Here is a 24,450-nt window from a genome sequence, read left to right on the forward strand (position 1 = left end):
GTTGCGAATGGCGAGCACGCTCATAGAACGGGGGAGAACGCGCATCACCCAGAGACGGGCCGCCGAGCGAGAGAGGTGACGGGATGGCCGATCCGGCCGGCTGGAGAGGTGCGGACCGGAAGAGGAGCCTGCTCTTGGGCACCGCCGCCGCACTCGTCCTCGCCGTCGTGGCCACCACCCTCCTGATGTGGGACCGGTTCACCTGCGGCGGCCCGAACAACGGGGTCCGCGAGATCGCCGACGAATGCGTCGGCGTCACCGAGGGCGATTACGTCTTCCACGACGACTTCACCCGGGTGCAGGAACTCATCCGGGAGGAGAACGAACGCGTCGCCGCGCTCGGGGACGACCTTCCCATCGTGCGGGTCGCCCTTCTGGGAACCTTCACCTTCGACCCCGTCAGCCCCATGGACCCCGGACGGATGCTCAGGTCCCTGGAAGGCGCCTATACGGCTCAAAAACGCGCCAACGACACCCACGACTTCGGAGATCGGACGCCGCGGATCCAGCTCGTCGTCGCCAACATGGGCAGCCGCCAACACCAGTGGGAACCCGTGGTGGACGACCTGGTCGACATGGCCCGCGACGAGGAACGCCCCCTCGTCGCCGTCACCGGCATGGGCGTCAGCATCGCCTCGGCCAGGGACATCGCCCGGACCCTCGACGGCCAGGGCATCCCCATGGTCTCCACCGCGCTCACCGCGGACGGACTCGCGCACGGCCCCGGAGGGATCGACGACGCCGGAGACGAGGAGAACCCGACACTGCCCGGCGTGCTCCGCGTGGCCCCGAGCAACACCGAGTACATCAAGGCGCTCCGAGGCCACCTCGACGGTCTCGACGAACGGGCGCGGGCCATCATCGTCTACGACCGCACCGAACCCGACCTCTTCGTCGCCTCCCTGAAACAGGCCTACACCGAACACCTCGACCCCTACATCGACGGTCGACCCGTCCAGGAGTACGAGGGGACCACGGTCGGCGACGACCCGGTGCGAGGGCTGTTCGCCGAGGTCACCATGAACGTCTGCGTCTCCGGGGCCGACACGGTCCTCTTCGCCGGACGCGCCCCCGACCTCGACGAGTTCATGGAGAGCCTGGCCGCCTCCACCTGCGACCGGCCGATGCGCATCATGTTCGTCGCCACCGGACTGAGCGTGCTCAACGAGGAGGGGCGGATGGCCTTCCTCGCCGACAACGACCTCACCCTGGTCTACGCCTCGGGCATCGACACACGATGGAACCTCGTCCCCCAGGGCTCCGCCGACGCCCCCGAGGGCTACCGGGCCTTTCGTGAGGCCTACATCGAGCACTTCCCCTCCACCGAACACGACCCCGAAGGGCTGCGCAACGGGTACGCGCTGGTCAACCACGACGCCGTGGCCGTCGCCGCGCAGGCCATCAGGATGACCAACGAACTGGGGGACGCGGACGGACCGCCGACCGCCCACGAGGTCCGCGCCCGCATGACACTGCTCAACACCGCCCACGAGGTCCGGGCCGGTGGAGGCACCCTCGGTTACAGCCCGGAGGGCGCGGGCGAGGCCACCGGACGCTTCGTCCCCATCGTCGAGATGCCCCTGGAGCCGGGCGACGCCCCGGCCCCGGACCCGCACGTCATCGGTGACGAGTAGGGACGCCCCGAACGGAGAACGGGGGGCGGGCGGGTGACAGGTGACGGGGCGCACGGTAGAACAGCACGAGCACCCCGGACACCGTGGACCCGCCCCGGCGGATCACTCCACGCACCGGGCACGCGCCACCGACGCGCACCATAGACGGACCCGCCACGGGGCCCTCGCCACGAGAACAGCGTGGTGGGGCCGGGTCCGCGCCGACGAACGAGGAGCACGATCCTTGACCGACAACCCGTTCCTGACGCCCAGCGAACTGCCCTACGGTCTCCCCGACTTCGCGGCGATTCGCGAGGAGCACTTCCGGCCCGCCTTCGATCAGGGCGTGGCCGAACACCTCGCCGAGGTCGCGGCCATCGTCGCCGACCCCGAACCCCCCACCTTTGAGAACACGATCGCCGCCCTGGAGCGCTCCGGTCGGACCCTGAACCGGGTGGAGACCGTCCTGCACACCCTCGCGGGCTCCGACGCCACCGAGGCCGTCCAGGAACTGGAGCGCGAACTCTCGCCCAAGGGGACCCGGCACCGGGACGCGATCTACCTCGACCGGGGCCTGTGGGACCGCATCAAGCGGGTCACCACCTCCGACCCCGAGGAGGCCACGCTCCTGGAGCGCTACCGGCTCGACTACATCAAGGCCGGTGCCGACCTCGACGAGGCCGGCCAGGAGCGCATGCGCGAACTCAACGCCGAACTGGCCGAGCTCGGCACCGAGTTCTCCCGAAACCTGGTCCGGGCCTCGACCGAGTCCGCGCTGGTCACCGAGGACGTCTCCGACCTCGACGGGCTCGACGAGGCGCAGATCCAGGCGATCGAGAGCGCCGGGAAGTACGTGCTCCCGCTGCTCAACACCACCGTGCAGCCCGCCCTCGCCCAGCTCACCGACCGGGCCACCCGCGAAAAGCTGTACACCCTGAGCGTGGAGCGCGCCCCGCGCAACCGGGAGATCGCCGTGCGCGTCGCCGCGATCCGCTCGGAGCAGGCCCGACTGCGCGGCTACCCCGACCACGCCTCGTTCAAGGTCGCCGACCAGACCGCCAAGACCGTCGAGGCGGTCGAGGAGCGTCTGGGACGTCTGGTCGGCCCGGCCCGCCGCAACGTCGAGAGCGAGGCCGCGGCGCTCGCCGAGCACGCCGGCCACGACATCGAGCCGTGGGACTGGCCCTACTACGCCGAGCAGGTCCGCAAGGCCCGCTACGACCTCGACGAGAGCGAGCTGCGCCCCTACTTCGAGCTGGGACGTGTGATCGAGGACGGCGTCCTGTACGCGGCCACGCGCCTGTACGGGATCACCTTCACCGAACGCTCCGACCTGCGCGGATACCACGACGACGTGCGGGTGTGGGAGGTCTTCGACGGCGACGGCACCGCCCTGGGGCTGTTCCTCCTCGACCCCTACGCCCGTCCCACCAAGCGCGGCGGCGCGTGGATGCACAACCTCGTCGAACAGTCCTTCCTGCTCGACGAGAAGCCGGTCGTGGTGAACAACCTCAACATCACCAAGCCGGTCTCCGGCCCCACCCTGCTCACCTTCGACGAGGTCGAGACGGCCTTCCACGAGTTCGGGCACGCACTCCACGGCCTACTGTCGTCGGTGCGCTACCCCCGGGTCGAGGGCACCAGCGTGCCGCGCGACTTCGTGGAGTTCCCCTCCCAGGTCAACGAGATGTGGGCGACCTGGCCGGAGATCCTCGCCAACTACGCCAAGCACCACGAGACCGGCGAGCCGGTCCCGACCGAGCTGCTGGACCGGCTCGCCGCGGCCGAGAAGTTCAACCAGGGCTTCGGGACCTTCGAGTACCTGGCGGCCGCCCTGCTCGACTGGTCCTGGCACCGGCTGGCGCCGGGGACCGTGGTCGAGGACCCGGAGGCCTTCGAGATCGAGGCCCTGGAGCGGGTGGGCGCGCTCCACCCGCTGGTGCGTCCGCGCTACCGGACCTCGTACTTCATGCACGTGTTCTCCAACGACTACAGCGCCGGCTACTACTCCTACGTGTGGAGCGAGGTGCTGGACGCCGAGAGCGTCGACTGGTTCAAGGAGAACGGCGGGCTGCGCCGCGAGAGCGGAGACCGCTTCCGACAGAAGGTGCTGGCCGTCGGGGGCAGCGTCGACTCTATGGACGCCGTCCGCGACTTCCTCGGGCGCGAGCCCGGCATGGAGCCGCTGCTCGCCCGCAAGGGTCTGAACTGACCGACGCCCGCCCCGACGGTCGACCGTCGGGGCGGGCCCGGCTCACCTCGGGTCGGACCGACGCGCCTCGAAGTTCGGGCCGATCCGCTCGTGCAGCACGATGCCGACCGAGACCGACACGTTGAGGGACTCGGTGGAGCTGATCATCGGGATGGAGATCGACGCGGAGGAGGCCTCCTCGAACATCTCCGACGGGCCGCCCTTCTCGCTTCCGAACAGCAGGGCCAGCCGCTCCTTGTTGTCGCCCAGCGACTTGAGCGGAACGTCGCCGTCGGCGTCCAGGACCAGCAGCGGGATGCCCTCCTTACGCACGAAGGAGATGGCCTCCTCGCGTTCGGCGAGCACGATGGGCAGCGAGAAGACGTAGCCGCGGCTGGCGCGGATCAGACGCCGGTCGGCGACGCTGGTCAGGTCGCTGTCGACGAGGATGATGCCCGAGGCGCCCAGCGCCAGCGCGGACCGGGTGATGGCGCCGATGTTGCCGACGATGCGCACCCCGTCGAGGACGATGACGTCGCCGCCCCTGCGGGCGATGTCGCTCAACCGCGAGGGGCGCGGCACCCGGGCGATCCCGAAGGTCTTGGGCTTGCGCTCGCCCTTGAAGACCTGGTTGACGACCGAGGTGGCGAACAGCCGGACCGGGATGCGGCGCTCACGGCACAGCTCCAGCAGCTCCTCGGACGGCGGCTGCGTTTCGATCCCGTAGATCTCGATGAACTCCACGCCCGCCCGGATGCACTGCGTGAGCGGCTCGGCGTCCTCGATCAGCGTGGTCTTGATGTTGGCCCTGGAGCTCTTGGTGACATCGAGGATCCTCTGCACCGCGGGATCGGAAGCGTTTTCGATGATTTCCAGGTTGTCCATGGGCCCATTCTCGTCTGCGGCTGTGGTGTTCGGGGACGGTGCGCCGAGGCGTCGACCGAGGTCCCCAGTCTGCCACGTCCCCCCGTCCCGCCCTCCCGGGGTGGGACGGGCGAGGCCCCGCGCGGTCGACCGCGCGGGGCCTCGGGGGAGGGGAGAGGGGAGGGGTCAGGGGCGCTCGCCGATCGCGCCGACCCAGCCCGACCAGACGAAACCGACCTGCTCGGTCAGGAGCGGGTACTCCAGTCCGAAGTCGGCGGCGTCGCCGTACTCGGGGGCCTCCTCCAGCAGGGTCGCGTCGCGGTACAACAGCGCGCCGTCCTCGGCGTCGTACATGTAGCGGACCTCGGTCACCAGACCCTCGTCCTCCACCTCGAAGGAGAACAGCTCGCCCTCACGGCCGAGGGAGTCGGTCGCCGAGCCCAGGTAGGACACGTCGGCGACCTCGGTGAGCACACGCTGCACGGCGGCCTCCTCGGAACCGGAGAGGGGACGCGACTCGTACAGCCTGTCGACGGCGTTGGTCAGCGCGGGCAGGGACTCGTCCTCGGGGCCCTCGCCGTAGTCGGCGAGCACCTCCAGCATGCCCTCGGTGTCGGTGGGCAGATCGGCGGGCCACACCAGGCTCTCGTGCAGGGTGTCCTCGTAGGACTCGCTCCCCTGCTCCAGGAACCACTCGTGGTCGGCCTCCGCGCCACCGGCCTCCAACGGCGGCTTCGGGTCGGAGTCCCGACGGACGTCGCCGTTCGGGGCCTCCCAGCCGGTCCGGTCGTAGGGGACGAAGCGGTAGCCGTAGGACTCCGGCGGGTCCTCGTCACCGGCGTTGGCGGTGAGCCGGTGCAACTGTACGTCGCTGGTGGAGACGAAGGCGACGTCGCCCTCGCCGGGGGCGGCGCCGCGCTCCGCGGCGATGTCGGCCAGTTCCGTCAGCCGTTCCGTCCCGTCGACGGGGTCGCCTCCGGTCACCTCGATGGGCTCCGGCTGGGCGGCGTACGCGAGCGGGATGCCCACGTGGTCGTCGCCGGGCAGGACGATCACTCCGGCGCCCACGGCCAGGGCGGCGGTGGCCGCTCCGGCGACCAGGACGGGGACGCGCTTCCACAGGGGGCGGGTCATGGTCTCGTGCTCCTTCAATCTCGCGATGGCTTCGACGCGCGCCCTCTGGCGGGCTTCGGGGGTGGGGCGGGCGTCCGCGGCGGGGTCGGTGCCGTCGAACGCGGCGCGCAGAGCGGTCAGGTCGTCCACGAGACCTCCTTCGGGACGCGGACCCGAGCGGGTTCGGGGGCGTCCGCCTTCATGTACGCGGTCAATTTCCTTCGAGCCCGGTGCAGGCGTCCGCGAGCGGTGACGTGGGTGCAGCCGACCACCTTCGCGGCCTGCCGACAGTCGAGCCCCTCCCAGGTCACGAGCATCACGAGTTCACGTTCGATCTCCGTCAACCGGGCCAGGGTCGCCAGGGCCCGGTCGCGGTCGAGGACCCGATCGGTGTCGTCGTGGTGGGTCGTGTCGGTCTCTCGCTCCAAGGACGCGGCGATCGATCCCTGGCGCCGCTCCAGACGGTGGTGCGCGAGACCGATACGTCGTGCGCACGCGTACAGCCAGGGCAGTTCTCGGCCCGGAGGGAGTCGGTCGCGGCGTCGCCAGGCCACCACGAAAGCCTCTGAGGCGACGTCGTCGGCCTGATCGGGCCCCACACGCCGTCGCGCGTAGCGATAGACGGCGTCGTAGTGCTCTTCGAACAAGGCGTTGAAGTCGCGTTGGTCGGAGTGATCGTCTCCGGCCCGGCCTCGTCGCATCGGCGTTCCTCCCGTTCTCTCACCCCTCTATGTCGGTGGAGGGGGTGTGTGTTCGGTCGGGAGGAGATTTTTTTTTTCGAGGCTTCTCGTGCAGGCCGGGACACGGGGCCTCGGGCGTTCCGCTCCCCGCTGCGGGGCCATCGCGCTCTCGAAGGCTATGCTCGCCGCCGCACCTCTCGTCCGTCCCCCCGTCCCTCCAGAGGAGGAGCCGATGCCCCCTGTCCAGATCGTTCGAGCGGCCGCCGTCACGCTGATCGCCGGTGGTGTCGCTCTGGGGCTGGTCCCCGGTGGGCCCTGCGGGGCGGGATGGTGGAGCCCGTCCGGGAGCCAGGGGACGGAGTCCTTCGGCTGGTTCGCCTACACCGAGATCTCCACGCCTCCGGAGGAATTCGGGATCTCCGGATGCGCGACCGCCACGGCGCCGGTGGCCTCGTGGGCGATCGCGCTGCTCGTGATGGGGGCGGTGCTGTTGGTGCTCTCGTTCAACGCCCACCGCCTGGAACGCTCCGAGTGATCGTCGGCGCACCAGGCGATAGGCCGTAGCCGGACTCGCGGAAGGCGAGGGCTTCGGCCCGGGAGGCGGGTCGGGTGTCGTTCCTGGGCGGGGCGGACGCGGGGATCGGCTGAAGTCGGTGGGGCGTTGGTGAGTTCTGGTCGGCTCTGTGGGGCTGTGGTAGGGATGAGTGAGAAGCGGAGGCCACCGCCAACCGAAGGTTGCGGGAAGATAACGGCTTCTGTTTCCGCAGGTCATTTTCCCTGAGCCCCGCGCACGCGGGGATGGACCGGTCTACAGGACCAACAGCCTCTACGGCGGCTACTGAGCCCCGCGCACGCGGGGATGGACCGGACACGTACAGCACGGTGTGGCCTTGGACGAGCTGAGCCCCGCGCACGCGGGGATGGACCGGTACACCCATGGGGCACACATGGGTCACACATCTGAGCCCCACGTACGTGGGGATGGACCGCTGCGGGCCTTGCCCGATCTGAAGAACGCCGCCTGAGCCCCACGCACTTGGGGGTGGACCGGAGCCCGCCTCCGAGGATCAGCAGGTCGATCCCTGAGCCCCACGCACGTGGGGATGGACCGGCGTACGCGTCCATGTCCTCCACACCACCGCGCTGAGCCCCACGCATGTGGGGATGGCTCTGTTCGCCGACGCCCCCATGGGCCCGCCCGCTGTTCGGGACGGCGGACCATGGGGGCGCCTCTTGCGGCAGAGGATGTGCGTGGGCGTTAGACGCGCTGGAGTCGCTGTTCGGCGGCGAAGTCCTCGCGTTCGACGGCGTGGTGGCGGGCCACGTCACGCCAGTGGTTGTGCCGCACGATCTCCTGCGGATCCTCGATGATCTGGCCGCCGAGGAAGACGGAGGAGTCGTCGAAGTGCATCTTGAGCAGGGTCCGGGAGTCGAACAGCCAGTAGTCGTGCCGGGGGAGGCCGGAGTCTTCGGCCCGGCCGCGTTCGAGGTAGCGGATGTCCTCACCCGCGCCGGTGGTGAAGCGCGAGCACCAGACGCCGAAGCGGCTGTAGTCGGTGAGCGGGGTACTGACCACACGGACACGGGAGAAGAGACGGCCCGCGGCGGTGGCCTCTCGGATCATGTCGAGCCAGCTCCGCATCCAGGGCAGGTCGTCCGGTTCGTCGGCGAGGAAGCGGCGTAGCGATTCCTGTTCGTACGGGGCGCCGTAGTGGTCGCGTGTCTCCAGGCGAAAGGCGGTGTGCTCGAAGGACAAGAAGAGCTCACGGAAGTCCGGCCCGGGTTCGATGAACCTGTTCACTGGTTCCCTTCACGTCATCGCTGGGGCGGTAGGTGGAATGGATTCTGTCATGATCGGTTCGTTCTGACAGGGGGACTTCGTCCTTGAAGGAGGAATGGAGGTCCTGTGTAGAGAAATATGGTACAAGTTCCGGGCGAGATGTTTCGGTTCCTCTCTCGGGAGTGGTTATGGCGATGGGTCAGGATGAATTCGATGGACTCTTCGAGGAGTTCGAGTCGGAGTGCCTGCACATGGAGATGAGGGACTCCTATGGCACGCAGGCCGAGATCCTCCCTTTCGCGAAGTGGGCCGAGGGCGAGGAGGACGACTTCGCGTGGATGGACGGCTGGTGCGACACCCTCCGTCGAGGTAGGGCGAAGGGGAAGGTCTTCCGCCGGGCGCTCGTGGTGTCCGAGCCACTGAGCCGCTATCAGAGGTGGGCGCACAGCACGACGCTTCCTCTAGTGGAGGCCGGTGAGGACATCCGTTGGGTACCGCGAAGGACGGTCTCCTCCCTGGCGCTTCCAGGGAACGACTTCTACCTGATCGATGGGGAGAAGGTCGTCTTCATGCACTACTCGGGGGAGGGGGCGATGGAGGACATCGTCGTCTCCACCGACCCGGTGGACATCGAGTTGTGCCGGAGTGCTTTCGACGCGGTCTGGGGGCGCGCCATCCCGCACGCCGACTACCGCGTCGTCTGAGGAATCTGCGCTGGTGCGGGCGGTCATAGGGCGCCCTGAAACGAGGCCGGTGTCGCTGTCGAGGCTCGTGAAAGTTCGTTTCTCCCGCTCAAATTATGCTCGCCCGGAGTGAGGGTTCCGGAGAACTATTCCGTTTCGGGAATTCTCCTGGTTTCTCCTCTCCGTCGTGGATAGCTTGGAGTGGTCCGATCGGCGATGGGCCTGGAGTGAGCACGTTCTTCACCGGTGATCCGAATCGGCTCCTTGGCGGGAAGCCTGGCGGACAGGAGAAAGGCCCACGATCGAGATGGGATTTCTGTTCTCGTTCGTTAAGGAGACACAGGATGGCACTGGAGCCCGATGAACTCGCGGTCGCCTCAGGGAATCTGGGGGAGACGCTGCGTGAGCTGCGCCGGGGCGCCGGTCTCTCAGGCGAGCGGCTGGCACGGCGTTGCTCCATGTCCCAGAGCAAGATCAGCAAGATCGAGACGGGGAGATTGATCCCCACGTTGGTCGACCTGGACCGCCTCCTCACAGCGCTCGAAGTGTCCCCTGAACAGGCCGGTCCTGTGCTGGCGAAGGTGAGGGCGGCCAACACCGAGTGGCAGGGCAAGCGGGAGCTGTGGCGGAAGGGGTTGGAGACCCGGCAACATGAGCTGCGGTCTCTGGAGGCCTCCGCCACCGAGGCCCGGTACTTTCTGCCGACGATGGTGACCGGGCTGTTGGCGACCCCGGAGTACATCAGGGCCTCTCTGACACACTCGCCCGGTGATGTCTCACCGACGGTGGCCAAGAAGATCGCCCGCCAGGAGGCGTTGCGAGAGGGAGCATGCTCGTTCACGTTCCTGCTCACCGAGCAGGCGGTGCGGTGGGCGATCCTGCCTCCTGAGGGGATGGCCGAGCAGGCGGCCCGTCTGGTGGAGGTCTCGCGGTTGGAGCGGGTGCGGTTGGGGGTGATCCCTCTGGGGACCGTGTTGCCCAGGGGGCCGATGAACACCTTCACCGTCTACGACGACAGGCTGGCCACGGTGGAGATCTTCACCGGCCGGTTGGCATTCCGTGAGCCGCAGGACGTGGAGACCTATCGGGAGCTGTTCGCTATGTACGAGGAGCACGCGCTGTTCGGAGACCAGGCCCGTGAACGGATCCGCTCCTGGTTCGAGGTCTGAGACAGTGGATGGTGGGCGGATAAGGAGACGAGTGGTGTCGGTTTTGTCTGTTTCTCGGGAAGTTGGAAAAACGACTGCTTGCCACTGGTAAGTTTCCAGGTCAAAGAGTCTGCTCCCCACGCACGCGGGGATGGACCCGTATCGAACGGGTCGACAGGGTCGAGAGCGAGCTGCTCCCCGCGCACGCGGGATGGACCCTCCATCGCGACCGGGTGGTCTTCGGCGTGGTCCTGCTCCCCGCGCACGCGGGGATAGCCCCTCCTTGGCCGGGGCGGTGCGGGCCAGGGCGACCTGCTCCCCGCGCACGCGGGGATGGCCCCGTGTGTCCCCACCGGTGTGGGGATGTCGTAGGCTGCTCCCCGCGCACGCGGAGATGGAACCGGCGAAGATCGGGCGGCCCTGACTCCCCAGGCCTGCTCCCCGCGCACGTGGGGATGGACCGACCAACGGCAGCAGCGAGTTCCTCGAACTGCACTGAGCCCCACGCACGTGGGGATGGACCGCCACGACGATTGGATCTTTCATCGCTCAGGCCCTGAACCCCACGCACGTGGGGATGGACCGTGCGCCCCGTAGGCGCGATCCAGATCCGCGCGGTGAACCCCACGCATGTGGGGATGGACCGGTCGCCGACCACTCACTCGACGCCGCTCGCTACTTAGCCCCACGCACGTGGGGATGGGCCGAGTGAGCGGTCATGTCCAGTTTGGCCGGTACTCTGCACCCCACGCACGTGGGGATGGACCCCCGGCCATGGCGGCCCCCGCGAACAGGCCGAGTCTGCTCCCCGCGCACGCGGGGATGGACCCGTGGCGCCCTTGCCCTGGGCGTTGTTGGTGTACTGCTCCCCGCGCACGTGGGGATGGACCCGTGGCGCCCTTGCCCTGGGCGTTGTTGGTGTACTGCTCCCCGCGCACGCGGGGATGGACCTCGCTGGGCGCGGGGGCCGGCCTGGGTGATGGCCTGCTCCCCGCGCACGCGGGGATGGACCGACGTGCATCGCTGGCCCCTGCCCGACCTGGGCCTGAGCCCCACGCGCGTGGGGATGGACCCTCCCGCCACTTGCTCCTGCCGCCCGCCGCCCCCTGCTCCCCACGTACGCGGGGATGGACCCCCGATGATGCAGAGAACAGACCAGATCCCGTACTGCTCCCTGCGCATGCGGGGATGGGCCCGTCACGTAGGTGTCGATGTGGTCTGTCCGAATGCCCTCCCCGTAGCTAGGAAGACCCAGCGTGGATCAGAGGCTGAGAGAACTCATCACCCCGCGCACCGGGCCCATCATCCAGGTGGAACCGGTCACGCAGGGGTACAGCGCCAGCACCACGGCGGTGGTCACCGGTGAGTACGGCCGCGTGTTCGTCAAGGCCACCCCGGACCGGCCGGGCGGCCGGCTGGAGGAGGCCGAACGTGAAGGGCTGATCAACCCCCACCTGGGGGGTCTGGCTCCTGAGCTGCTGTGGCAGGCCCGGGGCCAGGGGTGGTTCGCTCTGGGGTTCGAGGTCATCGACGCCCGGCCGACCGACTACAGCGCGGGGTCACCGGATCTGCCCCGGGTGGTCGAGGCGATGGATCGCATCGCCGCGCTCCCCCTTCCGCGGGTCGCGGAGCCGTGGGTGGAGTACCGGTGGGACCGGGCCCTGGCCGAGGACGAGTGGTCCGTCCTGCGTGGGAACCATCTGACCCACGCGGACCTGCACCCGCGCAACATCGTGGTGGACACCGACGACCGGGTGTGGGTCGTGGACTGGGCCTGGCCCACCCGGGCGGCTCCGGTGGTGATGCCCTCGACGTTGGCGGTGCAGCTGGTCTCCGCCGAACAGGATCCGGCCGAGGTGGAGAAGCTATTGGCCACCTCCGCGCTGTGGGGGCGATTGGACCGAGGGGCGTTGGTGACGTTCGCGCTCGCGCAGGTGCGTATGCATCGCCACTACGCCCGGCTCCGTCCTGACGAGCGGTGGTTGGAAGCGATGCTGGACGCGGCGAAGGCCTGGCACGCGCATCTGAAGTTGTAGAGACTGTTCCCTGCGAGGGTGTCCAGGGTGGTGGGGGAGTGGTGTTGGGATGGGTGCTTGAGGGGTGCCGGTTTTGTCTGTTTCTCGACAACGTGCAGAAATGGTGGGTTGCTCGGGATAGCGTTGCAGGTCAGGAAGACTGCTCCCCGCGCACGCGGGGATGACCCCATCGACCATCCGGCATCGGTGGCGCCGGGAGGCTGCTCCCCGCGCACGCGGGGATGACCCCGATGAGCGAGGTCATCCCCGGAAAATGCGTGGCTGCTCCCCGCGCACGCGGGGATGACCCCATCGACCATCCGGCATCGGTGGCGCCGGGAGGCTGCTCCCCGCGCACGCGGGGATGACCCCGATGAGCGAGGTCATCCCCGGAAAATGCGTGGCTGCTCCCCGCGCACGCGGGGATGACCCCGATGAGCGAGGTCATCCCCGGAAAATGCGTGGCTGCTCCCCGCGCACGCGGGGATGACCCCGCATCCCGGACCGTATCCAGCACCTCACCGGCCTGCTCCCCGCGCACGTGGGGATGGACCCAGGGCGCCGAGGTTTCCGGTGAGGTTGCGGGTCTGCTCCCCACGCACGTGGGGATGGACCCCGGCAAGGGCCTACAAATTCGATAATGCAGAGCTGCTCCCTGCGCACGCGGGGATGGACCGAGCCATTGGAGTGGCCACCCGTAGGCGACGGGCTGAGCCCCACGCACGTGGGGATGGACCTACCGACGCGGACGCCGCGATAACCTCGGGTCCCCTGAGCCCCACGCACGTGGGGATGGACCGCCGCGAGCTCGAACGCCTTGGCGAGAGCGGCCCTGAACCCCACGCACGTGGGGATGGACTGCCGATCTCGGTGGTGTCTCAGGGAGCGGTGGTCTAAGCCCCGCGTATGCGGGGATGGACCCGGGGCACTCTCCCACGTCCACGAGAACGCGCACTGCTCCCCGCGCACGCGGGGATGGACCCGAGTATCGACAGGCACACAAGATGGCCAAGCGCTGCTCCCCGCGCACGCGGGGATGGACCGGCTCGCAACACCTACGCGATCCGCTTCAACCCCTGAGCCCCACGCACGTGGGGATGGACCGTACTTCGCGGTTCGGCCCGGGTCGTGCCGCCACTGAGCCCCACGCACGTGGGGATGGACTGCGCTTACCGTACTTACCGACACCGAACTGCTCCTGAGCCCCACGCATGTGGGGATGGACCCTCCCTGGCGAGGGTGTCGAAGACACGGACCCTCTGCTCCCCATGCATGTGGGGTTGTTTTTGGGAGTGGCGAGGCCCCGGGAGCTGGTGCTTCCGGGGCCTGGTTGGTCTTGGGGGTTATCGGGTGAGGGTGGTGAGGAAGGCCGCCCATTCGTTGGTGGGGAAGGGGAGGTGGCCGTCCGACCTGCGTTTGGTGTCGCGGATGGTGGAGGTACCGGGGGTATCGGCGACCTCGACGCATGCGGACTCGTTCGCGCTGTAGCTGGACTTGCGGAAGTTCAGGGTGCGGGGGGTCTCAGGCATGGTGGGCCTCCGTGCGGCGGGTGGTGGTGAGGAGGGCGGTCCATTCGCTGCTGCTGAAGGTGAGGTGTCCTGAGCCGGGGTTCTGGGAGTCGCGGATGGCCGAGGCGCCGGGGACGTCGGCGACCTCAACGCAGTTCTGGTCACGGGCACCGCTGTAGCTGGACTTGCGGAAGGTGAGGGTTTCGGCTTGGGGGAGTGGCATCGTCCATCGCTCCTGAGTCGGGTGCTGGGGGAGCCTCAGGGTAACCCGCAGGTTCAGGAGCGATGGAGAACGGTCGTGTGTCTGCTAGGGAAAGGCAATAGCGGATAGTCCTTCGCAAGGTAGACTCGCCACTGGTGCTTCGCACCAGTGTTTCTAGGCACATGTGGCCCCCTGGTCGACGACCAGGGGGCCACATGATTTCTAGATGGCTAGCGACCACTACGAGAGGTCGTAACGAACGCTGCCCACTCTGAGCTTGGGAAGAAGAGGTGGCCGGCTTCGGGGGTCTGACTGTCGCGCACGGCGGAGGCCCCAGGGGTGTCGGCGACCTCGACACAGTTGTTTCCTGTGCCGCTGTAGCTGCTCTTGCGAAATTCCAGGTCAGACATCGGACCCACTTTCTGCTTCTGTGAGGATGGCGCGGAGGAACTCAGCGGACTCAGCGCCAGAGAGAGCCGACGCAGACACATGAGAGAAAACGCTGCTCACGCGGTTGATCTCGGCGGGCTCCTCCATCATCAGGCTAGCGGCGTAGGACTCCACGTAAACAATCGAGGGGTCCACTGCCTCGGCGTAGTCCATGATGACGATGGAACCGCTGCTTGCTGCATGCGCCCCAGCTGTGTAGGGAAGCACCTGAATGGTTACCCCGGATCTCGTTGCCATCCGCAACAGATGCTTGATTTGGTCAACCATCACCTCAGGGAACCCGGCCATGCCCCTGCGTAGGGCGGACTCGTCGATGATGGCCCAGTACTCCGGTGGCTGGTGGCGATGAAGGATGTCCTGTCGACGTATCCGTGCATCCACACGAGCTGCGATGGCGCCGTCGTCTTGAGCTTGCCCCTCTCGGAGGATCTGTTCGGCATATTCCGGTGTTTGGAGAAGTCCAGGGATCACCTGAGGCTCGTATGTGCGGATCGCGCTGGCCTCGGACTCGAAATCCGGCAGATCATCCGTGAAGATGCCGCTCTTCCTGTACTTCGCCCACCACCCACGCTCCTTCGCTTGTGCTGCGAGTTCCTGCCACATGGCGAGGGTGTCAGCGCCAACGCTGTAGAGCTCTGCGAGTGCTGCTAGGTCGTCCGGCTTGATGCGCCTGGTCTCGGCTGCCTCGAGCCTGCCAAGTTTCGGCAGGGACCAGCCAACAAGCTTCGCCGCCTCGGTTTGAGAGCGGTTGGATTCCTCACGTGCGCGACGTAGAAGACGCCCGAGTCTGCGCAAGCGGACGGTAGGGGAGTGCGTACGGCGATCCATGCCGCGAGTCTAGTCCGGACAGACCTACATCAAACGACGTTACTTTCATCAACTCCTTGAGAACTTGTTACTTTCATGATTTCCTGGCTGTGCCTAGGAACACACAGTGAGGAGTTCAGTACGTGTATGTAACCGACGTGATCCACGCTAATGCGGTAGTAGCGCTGATGAAGGAAGTTCTCGGCAACCTTCTGGTTCGGCGCCGGTCTTCCCGCTCCCGCCGCTACGCGACTCCGGCGCCGTACCGACGCCCGTCTCTTCCTGCTCTCCCGAGCCTGGTCAGGCCTGTGCATGGGCCTGAGGACCGTTCGGTCGATGCGGTCCGTCCCTACGTTCTCGATGACCTGTATCGGGCTCGACGACGCCGAGCACGTAACGCGGCCATCGATCGCTCGCGGCTCGGTCTCGCTGTCCTGATCGACATCGGGTCTTCGCAAAGGCGTGAAGAGGAGCGCACTCCTCACCCGATCCCCCGTCCGAGGCCCGGTGGTATCGGTGCCCCGGTACCCCTCCTGGAGGTGGCGTGACGATGATGGATATCCAGACCGAGGCGTTCCTGTCCGCTCTGAGCGACGCCCTCCGACTCCCCGCTCCCGCCACGGCCGGCAGGTCCGCCGTCACTTCCGGATCGCCCTGGCCGACCGGCACATCCGATTCGCTTGGCGCTTCGGTGCCTCTCTGTTCGCGTTCTCGTTCTGGGGCCGCCGGCTCCTCCCTCTTCTCCACCCCGGCTGCCACTCCTGTCGCACATCCGGGTGAGCACGACCCCGCGCTTCTTCGGGCGCGGATGTGTCAGGCGCGGGCCGCGTTGTCGGTGGCGCTTTCCTCCGGTGACCTTGCGGCGGCGGTCGCGTTGCTCGACCGGCTCTGTGAAACCGAGGGGGTCGTCTCGTGAACAGGTCCTGCTTAGAAGCCCATCTGACCTCTTCAGGTCGCACCCGCCGCTGCGTCCGGGCTCGCACGCACGAGGGCGTTCATATGGATGAGTACGGCGACACCTGGGCCCCTCCCGCGCAGGTGTTGGCCGAGCTCACCGCCCGCTGGGGGCGTACGCACAAGATCGCCTGGACCGGACGGTTCTGGCTGGCCACCCACCATCACCCTCGCGCCCCGTGGCGCAGCCAGATCGAACCCACCCCCGAAATGCTGGAGTCCCGGCTGCGCGCCCACTACGGGATGCCGCCCGGTCCTCCGGCCGAGCGCACCCAGAGGAGGCGTGATGCGCGCTGAAACGCGGAAGCCTCCGGCCTGGGGCGCGGCCCGCAGCGGCACTTTGTTGGATCGTGAGGAATGGGCGTTGACCAACGCGGCCCGGACGTTCGACTACCTGGACTACGGCAAGGATTCCTGGAGCCAGGACCGCCATGTCGCCGTGCGCATGGCCGAGGCCTCACCCGCCTTGGCGGGTCAGATGTTGGTGCACCGCAAGGCGCGCGAGTGTGTGGTGGACGCGGTCTGCCACTCCTTTCCCCAGGTGATCGATCTGGGTTGTGGGTTGCCGGCGATGCGCCGGGCCCCGCATGAGCGCGGCCGGGTGCTGTGGGGGTCGCGGGCGAGGACGGTCTATGTCGACCATGATCTGGCCGCCCTGGCCGCCGCCCGCGCCTGGTGGGAGCATCCGGCCCGGGTCCGGGGAGGCAACGTGCACGTCCTCGACCTGGATCTGCGCTACCCGGAGAGCCTGGCTTCGGCTCTGGGTGAGCATCTGGATCTGTCGGTGCCGGTGGGGGTGCTCTCCACCCTGACCCTCGACCACCTCCAAGACGAAGAACTGGCCGGCCTGGTCGAGGCACTCGCCGCGAGGCTGGCTCCGGGAAGCGGCTGGGGGATCACCCATCTGTCCGGGATGGTCGGCGCCGCCGACGTCTACACCGGCCAAGCCCAGGAGCAGGGCTCGGATACCCGCTTGGTGGCACGCGAGTCGGACGGGCTGCGGAAGGTCTTCGAGGAATCGGGTTGGCGGTGGCACGTCTCGCCGCCGAACGACCCAGGCAGGGGAGAGCCGCCGATCGCCGCCCTGACCACCCTTACCGGAACCAGTCGGCCCTGCTGATGCGGCTGTGGAAAAGCCCCGTGCCGCAAGGTGCGGAACACCGGGCCGGTGTCTCGGAGGGGCGCTCCCATGAGCGCCCTTCCGGGGCCCGCCCGCCGGGCCCGATCACCCGCTTCCCTTCTCCGATCTGGAGTCTTCGAGTGAACGAACATGACGCGGACTCCCTCTGCACCGAGTCCAAGAAAGCCCTCGGCGTCCACTTGAAGCGGTTGCGCAAGACGGCCGGGTTGAGCGGCTACCGGTTGTCGGGGGTGGATCAGTCGACGGTCTCCCGGATCGAGACCGGACGCATCCGCCCCTCCCACGAGCTCATGATCCGCTTACTGGACGCCTACGAGGCCGACCAGGAAGGACGGGAACAGGCCTACCTACTGTGGGACCAGGCCCAGTTGCCGCTTCAGACCCGGCGTCGGCAGGTCGAAGGCACCCGCCCCGTGTGGGACCAGGCCGCCCGCCCGGCCTACGGTCCCACCCTGCTGGCCGGGGCGAGCGCCGCCGAGGACGCCGCCCGCTACCTCACCCGCGCCCAATGGGCCGGCAACAGCCCCGCCCGCAGGAACGCGCTGTTGGACGACGCCGAAGGACGCCTGGTCCAAGTGCTGGCCGCGCTCCACACCGCCCGGACACGACTACGAGAACGCTGACCCTTGTCGCTCGCCGCACCACGGCCCGGTGCTTCTGGGCCGTGGTGCGGCGAACGACCACTTCTCCCCTGATTTCCGACAACGACCCCCTGAGAGAAGAACATGACGCAGCCGGATGTCGACCCCATGGACCTGCTCACCCCCCAAGAGGTCGCCCAGGCCTTCCGGGTGGACCCCAAGACCGTTCGCTTGTGGGCCCAGGAAGGCAGATTGCGCTGGGTCCGCACCCTGGGCGGCCACCGCCGCTACTTCAAGGCCGACGTCCAACGCCTGCTCACCGAGCCCGGACGATGATCGACGACCGCGGCCCCGTCGTCCACCAGGCGTTGCTGATCCACCGGCTGATCGCACTCCGCCGTGGAAACGGTCTGACGCAGGAGAAGGTGGCCCGCTCGTTGGAGTGGTCGCACGCCAAACTGATGCGCTACGAAGGCGGCACCCAGGTACTACCCAAAGCCGACCTGGACGCCCTGCTGGACCTGTACCGACTGCTCGGAACCGCACAGGGGAGGAAATTACAGGAGATCGGCCGCAAGGCCCGCGACAAACCCTGGTGGCACCCGAACCGCCACGCCCTGACCACCGAGGAGCGCCACTACGTGGGGCTGGAGATGGGCGCGGCACGGATCCGCCAATGCGCACCCGCGCTGGTTCCGGGCTTGTTGAGGACCAGGGACTACGCGCACGCACTCTGCTCGATGACCGACCCGGCTGAGGATGTGGATCGGTTGGTGGATGTGTTGATGGGCCGCCAGGGCGTCATGCTCACCCGCAACCCGGTACCGGAACAGGTCTACGTCCTGGACGAAGCCGTCCTACGCAGGATCGTCGGGGGGCCCGAAGCTCCGGAGGTGATGGTGCGCCAGCTGCACCACCTGGTGGAACGCTCCGCCTCGGTACAACTGCACATCATCCCGGAAGAAGCGGGCCTGCACTCAGGGACGTTGGGCGGGTTCACACTCTTCGACTTCGACGACGGGCTACCTCCGGTGCTGCACACCGAACACCGAGGACGGGTGGTCGCCTCCAAGAAGGAAGAGGACACACGCGCCTACGCCGAGGCCTTCGACCGGCTGGTCGAGGAGCACGCCCTGGACGCCCGTCGGTCACTGGAGCTGATCGAACACCACGCCCGACGACTCCAGGACCGGACCAATACAGCGGCTTCCGAGGGAAGAACGGAGGCACACGCGAACAGTGTGGAGACCTCCGCAGGAGTAGGGGCGGGGGAGGACCCGGGGATACCGGCCGGGGACCTTCTGGCGGTCTCCGAACCTCGGCCACCCCCGACCCCGCCTTTCTCCACAGGGCCCGGGACCGAGGTCGGGTCCGAGTAGAACCTCGGAGCGCAGGCTCCGGCGGGGTGTCGCTCTTGGGTCAGAGGTCGATTCGACACCCCGGCCGGATGGTGGCGGGCTTCGACCGCTCAGCCGACCCTCGGGAGCGTCGTTCTTGCACGGCGACGTTCACCCGAACGGCAGAGAGGTCGCAGCCGCCCCGGGGCCTGGCGGTCGGGCCGCTCACATACCGGCCCGACCGCCAGACCCGAGAACACGACCGCCCAGGGGCCAGGAAGGCGGCCCGGGGTGGTGTGGATCGAAGACCTTCCGCTCCGCACGAGGTAGGACGGAGCGGCGTAGAACGTGAGGGCCGGCTGGATGTCGGAGCCGCGGGACTGGAGACCCGGCGGCTTCGATAGGGGCCCTCCGCGAGGGCCGCACCCGAAGGGCATCGCCCCTCGGGTGCGGCCCCTGACCATCGAGACCCTCGAAGCGGCGGCCCGAGAGCGACCTCCACGGTGGGTCGCCGCGCACGTGGCTGTACGGCGGGGCCCTCCTCGATCCGGCTCAGTCCGTCTCGGCCTCGAAGGTCCGCAGCAGGTCGGCGGCCACGCTTACGGCGATCGTCGCCGGATCCTTGCCGGTGACGTCGGGCAGCCCGATCGGGGTCTTGATCCGATCGATGACCTCCTCGTCATGACCGCCCTCGGAGGCGAGGCGTCGGCGGAACCGCGCCCACTTGGCCGACGAGCCGATCAGCCCGATGGAACCGAGATGGGTCGTGCGCAGGGCGGCGTCGCACAGCGCGGCGTCCTCGGCGTGATCGTGGGTCATGATCAGGACGTGGGCCCCGGGCGGCAGACCCTCCAGGACCTCCTCCGGGAGCAGCGGCGTGTGGTGCGCGCGGACCCGCGCCACCGCGTCCGCCAGCACGGAGAGCCGCTCCTCGGTCAGCATCTCGGAGCGGCTGTCGACCAGGTGCAGGTCGAGATCCTGTCGGGCCAGGACGCGCGCCAGCTCCAGGCCGACGTGACCGACGCCGAAGATCGCCACCGCCCGTACCGTCGGCAACGGTTCGAGCAGCACCGAGACCGTGCCGCCGCAGCACTGCACCCCGTGCGGGCCGGTGACCTTGTCGTTCAGGGCGAAGTCGATCAGCTCCGGTTCCGTACCGGAGACGGCGATCATCTCCCGGGCCCGGTCGATCACGACCGCCTCGACGTTGCCGCCGCCGATCGACCCCCACGTCTCGGTCCGTCCCACGACGAGCTTGGCCCCGGCGTCGCGCGGGGCGTGGCCGCGCACGGTCGCGACGGTCGCGAGCACGCCGAACTCCCGGCGTTCCCGCAACCCCGCGACCGCGGCGATCCACGTCATGTCAGGCACCGCTCAGCGCTTCCACGTCGTCGCGGACACGGCCCTCGTCGGCGAGGAGGTCATGGCCACGACGGGCCGCCTGGATCGCCCAGTACACCGCCTCGGGTGTCGCGGGCGACGCCAGCTCGACGCCGACCCCGCCCGGCCCGAACTCGGCCGCGGCCTGCCGCAACGCCTCCCGCACCGAGAACGCCAACATCAGCGGGGGCTCGCCCACGGCCTTGGAGCCGTAGACCGCGCCCTCCTCGGTGGCGTCCTCCAAGAGCTTCACGTTGAACTCCTCGGGCATCTCCGAGAAGCTCGGCAGCTTGTAGGTGCTCGCCGCCTGGGTCAGCAGCCGGCCCCGGTTCGGTCCGTCACCGGTGTCCCAACGCATGTCCTCCAAGGTCAGCCAGCCCGCGCCCTGCACGAAGCCGCCCTCGACCTGCCCGATGTCGATCATCGGGGAGAGGCTGTCGCCCACATCGTGGACGATGTCGACCCGTCGGACCCTGTAGGCGCCGGTGAAACCGTCCACCTCGACCTCGGTCGCGGCGGCGCCGTGGGCGAAGTACTTGAAGGGTGAGCCCTTGAACGTCTTCGCGTCCCAGTGCAGCCCCTCGGTCCGATAGAAACCGGCCGCCGACAACTGCACCCGCTGGAAGTAGGCGGTGTAGACCAGATCGTCCCAGGCCAGCTCCTCGTCGACGCCCAGGGCCCGGGCGACGCCGTCGACGATGCGCACGTCCGACGGGTTCACTCCCAGACGGGTGGCGGCCACCTGGGACAGCCGTTCGACGAGCTGTTCACAGGCGTTCTTCACCGCCGCGCCGTTGAGGTCCGTGCCGGAGCTGGCGGCGGTGGCGGAGGTGTTGGGCACCTTGTCGGTCCGCGTGGGCGCCAGCCGCACCTTCTCCAGGGGCACCCCCAGCGAGGTCGCGGCGACCTGCAACATCTTGGTGTGCAGGCCCTGCCCCATCTCGGTGCCGCCGTGGTTGATCAGGACCGAACCGTCCTTGTAGATCAACACCAGCGCGCCGCCCTGGTTGAAGGCGGTGAGGTTGAACGAGATCCCGAACTTCAGGCCGGTGACCGCGATCGCCCTCTTGGTGTGCGGGTGGGCGGCGTTGAAGGCGGCGATCTCACGCCGACGTCCGTCGAGGTCCGCGTCGTCCTTGACCCGCTCCCAGACCGCGGTGATCCGGTCGGGCCGCACGACCGGCTGCCCGTAGGGGGTCGACTGTCCCTTCCGGTAGAAGTTGCGCTCCCGCAGCTCCATCGGGTCCAGCCCGAGCAGCGGGGCGCAGCGGCCCATGATGTCCTCGATCACCAGCATGCCCTGAGGGCCGCCGAAACCGCGGAAGGCCGTGTTGGAGACCTTGTTGGTCCTGGCGATCCGTCCGGCCACGCGCGCGTTGGGGATCCAGTAGGTGTTGTCGATGTGGCACAGCGCGCGGGCCAACACCGGTTCGGACAGGTCCAGACTCCAACCGCCGTCCGCCGTCAGGGTGGCGTCCAGGGCCCGGATCCGGCCGTCGTCGTCGAAACCGATCCGCCACTCGGCGTGGAACCCGTGCCGCTTGCCGGACATGGTCAGGTCCTGGGTCCGGTCGAGACGCAGCCGCACCGGACGGCCGGTCAGCACGGCGCCGAGCGCGGCGATCGCCGCGAACCCGTGCGGCTGCATCTCCTTACCGCCGAAGCCGCCGCCCATGCGCAGACACTGCACGGTCACCTCGTGGCTGTGCAGCCCGAGCACGTGCGCGACGATCTCCTGGGTCTCCGAGGGGTGCTGGGTGCTGCTCTGCACGAACACCTGCCCGGCCTCGTCGACCTGCGCCAGCGCCGCGTGCGTCTCCAGGTAGAAGTGCTCTTGGTCGGAGAAGGAGAACTCGCCGGAGAACACGTGGGCGGAGTCGGCGAGCCCGGAATCCACGTCGCCGCTCAGGAGGACGGGGCGGGCGCCGTGGAAGCTGTCGGCCTCGATCGCCTCCCGCACCGTCACCAGGGAGGGCAGCTCCTCGACCTCCACCTCGACGGCCTCCGCGCCGAGCCGGGCCGCCTCCAGCGTCTCGCCGAGCACCCAGGCCACCGCGTGGCCGTGGAACATGACCTCGTCGGGGAACAGCGGCTCGTCGTGCTTCATCCCGGCGTCGTTGATCCCGGGCACGTCGGCGCCGGTCAGCACCCGGACCACGCCGGGCACGGCCAGTGCCGCGTCGGTGCGCAGAGCGGTGATCCGGCCGTGGGCGGTCATGACCTGGACCGGGTGCGCGTGCAGCACGTCCTTGGTCCGGTGGACCAGGTCGTCGGTGTAGAGCGCGGCGCCGGTGACGTGCAGGGTCGCGCTTTCATGGGGCACCGAGAGACCGACGACGGGGTTCTCGGGACGTTCTGACAGGTGACTCATGACGACACCGCCTCGGTGGTCTGCGCGTACAGCTTCAGCAGGCTCTGGCCGAGCATCGCCGAGCGGTACTCGGCGCCGGCGCGGTGGTCGCTCATCGGGGTGCCCTCGCCCTGGAGCACCCGGGCCGCGGCCTCGACGTTCTCCACCGACCAGGACCCGCCCTCCAGAGCGGCCTCGGCGGCCAGGGCCCGGATCGGCGTGGCGGCCACACCGCCCAAGCCGATCCGCGCCTTGCGGACGATCCCGTCCTCGATGTCGAGGGCGAAGGCGACCGCCACGCTGGAGATGTCGTCGAAGCGGCGCTTGGCGATCTTGTGGAAGGCCACGACCGGCGACAGCGGAAGAGGGACGCGCACCGCGCGGATCAGCTCGTCGGGACGGCGCACGCTCCGCCGGTAGCCGGTGAAGTAGTCGGACAAGGGCACCTCGCGTTCACCGTCGGCGTCGGTGAGCAGCACCGACGCCTCCAGCGCGAGAAGCGTGGGCGGAGCGTCGCCGATGGGGGAGCCGGTGCCCAGGTTCCCGCCGAGGGTCGCGCTGTTACGGATGAGCCGGGAGGCGAAGAGCGGGAACAGTTCCGCCAGCAGCGGGACGGCGCCGTCGAGCCGGCGTTCGACCTCGGTGAGCGTCAGCGCCGCCCCGATCTCGATGTGGTCGGACTCCACGCGCAGTTCCCGCAGCTCGGGCAGCCGGTCGATCGCGATCACGCGGTCCGCCCTGCGGGAGCGGATGTTCACCTCCACACCCCAGTCGGTGCTGCCCGCGACCACCACCGTCTCGGGTAGCTCGCGCAGAACCCGTACCGTCTCGGCCAGGGTCTCCTTACGCAGGAACTCCCGGCCCTCCCGGACGTACTCGGTGGCGACCGGAGCGGGAGGCTCCTCTTCACGGCGGCGCGCCAGAGGGTCCTCGTCGGCGGGCTCTCCCACGGCGAACGCCGCGTCGCGGATCGGACGATAGCCGGTGCAACGGCACAGGTTCCCGCTCAACGCGTGCAGGTCGAACCCGTTCGGACCGTGCTCGGCATCGTCCGAGGTGGAGGTGTCCGCGTGCGCGCAACGGCCGGGCCGGTAGTACTCGGCGGCCATGCTGCATACGAAGCCAGGCGTGCAGTAGCCGCACTGGGAGCCGCCGCGGACCGCCATCTCCTCCTGGACCGGATGCAGCCGGGGCGGCCTTCCCGGCTCACCCGGGGTGGCCAGACCCTCGGAGGTGACGATCTCCTGTCCGTCGAGGGCGGCGGCCGGGATCAGGCAGGCGTTGACCGCCACCCAGTCGGTGGGCCGGTCCACGCCGGGGCGGGCGACCAGGACCGAACAGGCCCCGCACTCGCCCTCGGCGCAGCCCTCCTTGGTCCCGGTGAGACCGCGTTCGCGGAGCAGGTCCAACACCGTCGTGTGCGCGGGGGCCGGGGAGAGCGGTGTCTTCTCCCCGTTGACCGTGATCCTCGCCGCTACCATGACGGGCCGTCGTTTCGGTGAGCGCTCGGTCGATATGTCGTGTTCGCCATGGTCACGTGGCTTTCTGTGTTCGGGCGCGCCACAGGAGGGGGACGGGCGCGGAAGGGCACACGGCGGCGGGGCGCCGCGAAGAAGGAAGAGAACAGACGGGTGCCCATGAGGGGACACCTCA

Annotated in this window: 22 protein-coding genes; 11 read left to right on the top strand and 11 right to left on the bottom strand. The window is 68.7% G+C overall.

From position 1 onward, the window contains the following. The first annotated feature begins 83 nt into the window (after positions 1 to 83). A complete protein-coding gene (locus tag D451_RS0110470) occupies positions 84 to 1,634 on the top strand; it encodes an ABC transporter substrate-binding protein (RefSeq protein WP_017534358.1) in 1,551 nt (516 codons plus the stop codon). 223 nt (positions 1,635 to 1,857) lie between these two features. Next, on the top strand, positions 1,858 to 3,825 hold the full coding sequence (locus tag D451_RS26395; protein ID WP_017534359.1) for a M3 family metallopeptidase: 1,968 nt from the start codon (positions 1,858 to 1,860) through the stop codon (positions 3,823 to 3,825). A 42-nt stretch (positions 3,826 to 3,867) separates the two neighbouring features. Here the strand turns inward: D451_RS26395 and nshR are convergent, their stop codons facing one another. From nshR to D451_RS0110490, 3 genes are all read right to left on the bottom strand, one after another. Next, entirely contained in the window at positions 3,868 to 4,689 is an 822-nt protein-coding gene (gene nshR / locus D451_RS0110480) for an NshR/TsnR family 23S rRNA methyltransferase (RefSeq protein WP_014913237.1), read from the bottom strand. Positions 4,690 to 4,854: 165 nt separating this feature from the next. After that, complete coding sequence (locus D451_RS0110485; protein WP_017534360.1) at positions 4,855 to 5,931, bottom strand: CU044_5270 family protein; 1,077 nt, start codon at positions 5,929 to 5,931, stop codon at positions 4,855 to 4,857. Next, entirely contained in the window at positions 5,919 to 6,482 is a 564-nt protein-coding gene (locus D451_RS0110490; RefSeq protein ID WP_017534361.1) for an RNA polymerase sigma factor, read from the bottom strand. Before D451_RS0110490 ends, D451_RS0110485 begins: the two co-directional genes overlap by 13 nt. Positions 6,483 to 6,693: 211 nt before the next feature. Between D451_RS0110490 and D451_RS0110495 the strand changes: the two genes are divergently transcribed. Further along, the gene (locus D451_RS0110495) at positions 6,694 to 6,996 is read left to right on the top strand and encodes a hypothetical protein (RefSeq protein ID WP_017534362.1); all 303 of its coding nucleotides are present in this window, start codon (positions 6,694 to 6,696) and stop codon (positions 6,994 to 6,996) included. Between the two features lie 723 nt (positions 6,997 to 7,719). On the opposite strand, the gene D451_RS0110500 is transcribed toward D451_RS0110495, so the two are convergent. Then, the gene (locus D451_RS0110500) at positions 7,720 to 8,262 is read right to left on the bottom strand and encodes a DUF6879 family protein (protein ID WP_017534363.1); all 543 of its coding nucleotides are present in this window, start codon (positions 8,260 to 8,262) and stop codon (positions 7,720 to 7,722) included. Between the two features lie 173 nt (positions 8,263 to 8,435). Here D451_RS0110500 and D451_RS0110505 point away from each other — a divergent pair, with 173 nt between their 5' ends. The 3 genes from D451_RS0110505 (at position 8,436) to D451_RS0110515 (ending at position 12,108) form a co-directional block, all read left to right on the top strand. Then, positions 8,436 to 8,945, top strand: a complete 510-nt coding sequence (locus D451_RS0110505) for a DUF6879 family protein (RefSeq protein ID WP_241463311.1) — start codon at positions 8,436 to 8,438, stop codon at positions 8,943 to 8,945. Positions 8,946 to 9,268: 323 nt separating this feature from the next. Next, positions 9,269 to 10,093: a helix-turn-helix domain-containing protein gene (locus tag D451_RS0110510; RefSeq protein WP_017534365.1), complete on the top strand. Its 825-nt coding sequence runs from the start codon at positions 9,269 to 9,271 to the stop codon at positions 10,091 to 10,093. A gap of 1,235 nt (positions 10,094 to 11,328) precedes the next feature. After that, positions 11,329 to 12,108, top strand: coding sequence for a hypothetical protein (locus D451_RS0110515; RefSeq protein ID WP_017534366.1), 780 nt, complete (start codon positions 11,329 to 11,331; stop codon positions 12,106 to 12,108). A 1,322-nt stretch (positions 12,109 to 13,430) separates the two neighbouring features. On the opposite strand, the gene D451_RS0110520 is transcribed toward D451_RS0110515, so the two are convergent. The 4 genes from D451_RS0110520 to D451_RS0110535 form a co-directional block, all read right to left on the bottom strand. Beyond that, positions 13,431 to 13,616, bottom strand: coding sequence for a DUF397 domain-containing protein (locus tag D451_RS0110520; RefSeq protein ID WP_017534367.1), 186 nt, complete (start codon positions 13,614 to 13,616; stop codon positions 13,431 to 13,433). Further along, on the bottom strand, positions 13,609 to 13,818 hold the full coding sequence (locus tag D451_RS0110525) for a DUF397 domain-containing protein (protein WP_017534368.1): 210 nt from the start codon (positions 13,816 to 13,818) through the stop codon (positions 13,609 to 13,611). Before D451_RS0110525 ends, D451_RS0110520 begins: the two co-directional genes overlap by 8 nt. A 209-nt stretch (positions 13,819 to 14,027) precedes the next feature. Then, entirely contained in the window at positions 14,028 to 14,288 is a 261-nt protein-coding gene (locus D451_RS27300; RefSeq protein WP_394296796.1) for a DUF397 domain-containing protein, read from the bottom strand. Then, on the bottom strand, positions 14,200 to 15,042 hold the full coding sequence (locus tag D451_RS0110535; protein WP_241463312.1) for a helix-turn-helix domain-containing protein: 843 nt from the start codon (positions 15,040 to 15,042) through the stop codon (positions 14,200 to 14,202). The genes D451_RS27300 and D451_RS0110535 overlap by 89 nt, the downstream gene beginning before the upstream one ends. 1,011 nt (positions 15,043 to 16,053) lie before the next feature. Between D451_RS0110535 and D451_RS0110545 the strand changes: the two genes are divergently transcribed. From D451_RS0110545 to D451_RS26400, 5 genes are all read left to right on the top strand, one after another. Then, positions 16,054 to 16,305, top strand: coding sequence for a hypothetical protein (locus D451_RS0110545; protein ID WP_017534372.1), 252 nt, complete (start codon positions 16,054 to 16,056; stop codon positions 16,303 to 16,305). Next, positions 16,295 to 17,128: an SAM-dependent methyltransferase gene (locus D451_RS0110550; protein ID WP_026124972.1), complete on the top strand. Its 834-nt coding sequence runs from the start codon at positions 16,295 to 16,297 to the stop codon at positions 17,126 to 17,128. The genes D451_RS0110545 and D451_RS0110550 overlap by 11 nt, the downstream gene beginning before the upstream one ends. Before the next feature lie 140 nt (positions 17,129 to 17,268). Continuing rightward, the gene (locus D451_RS0110555) at positions 17,269 to 17,772 is read left to right on the top strand and encodes a helix-turn-helix domain-containing protein (protein WP_017534374.1); all 504 of its coding nucleotides are present in this window, start codon (positions 17,269 to 17,271) and stop codon (positions 17,770 to 17,772) included. Positions 17,773 to 17,898: 126 nt separating this feature from the next. Further along, complete coding sequence (locus tag D451_RS0110560) at positions 17,899 to 18,066, top strand: BldC family transcriptional regulator (protein ID WP_014908989.1); 168 nt, start codon at positions 17,899 to 17,901, stop codon at positions 18,064 to 18,066. After that, the gene (locus D451_RS26400; RefSeq protein WP_017534375.1) at positions 18,063 to 19,109 is read left to right on the top strand and encodes a helix-turn-helix domain-containing protein; all 1,047 of its coding nucleotides are present in this window, start codon (positions 18,063 to 18,065) and stop codon (positions 19,107 to 19,109) included. The genes D451_RS0110560 and D451_RS26400 overlap by 4 nt, the downstream gene beginning before the upstream one ends. Before the next feature lie 510 nt (positions 19,110 to 19,619). Here the strand turns inward: D451_RS26400 and xdhC are convergent. From xdhC to D451_RS0110580, 3 genes are read right to left on the bottom strand one after another with little or no spacing between them, the layout of a single operon-like run. Continuing rightward, complete coding sequence (gene xdhC / locus D451_RS0110570; protein WP_017534376.1) at positions 19,620 to 20,429, bottom strand: xanthine dehydrogenase accessory protein XdhC; 810 nt, start codon at positions 20,427 to 20,429, stop codon at positions 19,620 to 19,622. 1 nt (position 20,430) lies between these two features. Then, entirely contained in the window at positions 20,431 to 22,818 is a 2,388-nt protein-coding gene (gene xdhB, locus D451_RS0110575; RefSeq protein WP_017534377.1) for a xanthine dehydrogenase molybdopterin binding subunit, read from the bottom strand. Beyond that, a complete protein-coding gene (locus D451_RS0110580) occupies positions 22,815 to 24,278 on the bottom strand; it encodes a xanthine dehydrogenase small subunit (protein WP_017534378.1) in 1,464 nt (487 codons plus the stop codon). The genes xdhB and D451_RS0110580 overlap by 4 nt, the downstream gene beginning before the upstream one ends. Positions 24,279 to 24,450: the final 172 nt, after the last annotated feature.

This window comes from Nocardiopsis alba DSM 43377, from assembly GCF_000341225.1.
In the GTDB taxonomy this organism is placed as follows: Bacteria; Actinomycetota; Actinomycetes; order Streptosporangiales; family Streptosporangiaceae; genus Nocardiopsis; species Nocardiopsis alba.

Coding starts and splice junctions, on each gene's coding strand:
- D451_RS0110470 (WP_017534358.1), top strand. CDS start 84: ATGGCCGATCCGGCCGGCTGGAGAGGTGCGGACCGGAAGAGGAGCCTG.
- D451_RS26400 (WP_017534375.1), top strand. CDS start 18,063: ATGATCGACGACCGCGGCCCCGTCGTCCACCAGGCGTTGCTGATCCAC.
- xdhB (WP_017534377.1), bottom strand. CDS start 22,818: ATGAGTCACCTGTCAGAACGTCCCGAGAACCCCGTCGTCGGTCTCTCG.
- D451_RS27300 (WP_394296796.1), bottom strand. CDS start 14,288: ATGTGTCTGCGTCGGCTCTCTCTGGCGCTGAGTCCGCTGAGTTCCTCC.
- D451_RS0110525 (WP_017534368.1), bottom strand. CDS start 13,818: ATGCCACTCCCCCAAGCCGAAACCCTCACCTTCCGCAAGTCCAGCTAC.
- D451_RS0110490 (WP_017534361.1), bottom strand. CDS start 6,482: ATGCGACGAGGCCGGGCCGGAGACGATCACTCCGACCAACGCGACTTC.
- D451_RS0110520 (WP_017534367.1), bottom strand. CDS start 13,616: ATGCCTGAGACCCCCCGCACCCTGAACTTCCGCAAGTCCAGCTACAGC.
- nshR (WP_014913237.1), bottom strand. CDS start 4,689: ATGGACAACCTGGAAATCATCGAAAACGCTTCCGATCCCGCGGTGCAG.
- xdhC (WP_017534376.1), bottom strand. CDS start 20,429: ATGACGTGGATCGCCGCGGTCGCGGGGTTGCGGGAACGCCGGGAGTTC.
- D451_RS0110580 (WP_017534378.1), bottom strand. CDS start 24,278: ATGGTAGCGGCGAGGATCACGGTCAACGGGGAGAAGACACCGCTCTCC.
- D451_RS0110560 (WP_014908989.1), top strand. CDS start 17,899: ATGGACCTGCTCACCCCCCAAGAGGTCGCCCAGGCCTTCCGGGTGGAC.
- D451_RS0110550 (WP_026124972.1), top strand. CDS start 16,295: ATGCGCGCTGAAACGCGGAAGCCTCCGGCCTGGGGCGCGGCCCGCAGC.
- D451_RS0110510 (WP_017534365.1), top strand. CDS start 9,269: ATGGCACTGGAGCCCGATGAACTCGCGGTCGCCTCAGGGAATCTGGGG.
- D451_RS0110505 (WP_241463311.1), top strand. CDS start 8,436: ATGGGTCAGGATGAATTCGATGGACTCTTCGAGGAGTTCGAGTCGGAG.
- D451_RS0110495 (WP_017534362.1), top strand. CDS start 6,694: ATGCCCCCTGTCCAGATCGTTCGAGCGGCCGCCGTCACGCTGATCGCC.
- D451_RS0110545 (WP_017534372.1), top strand. CDS start 16,054: ATGGATGAGTACGGCGACACCTGGGCCCCTCCCGCGCAGGTGTTGGCC.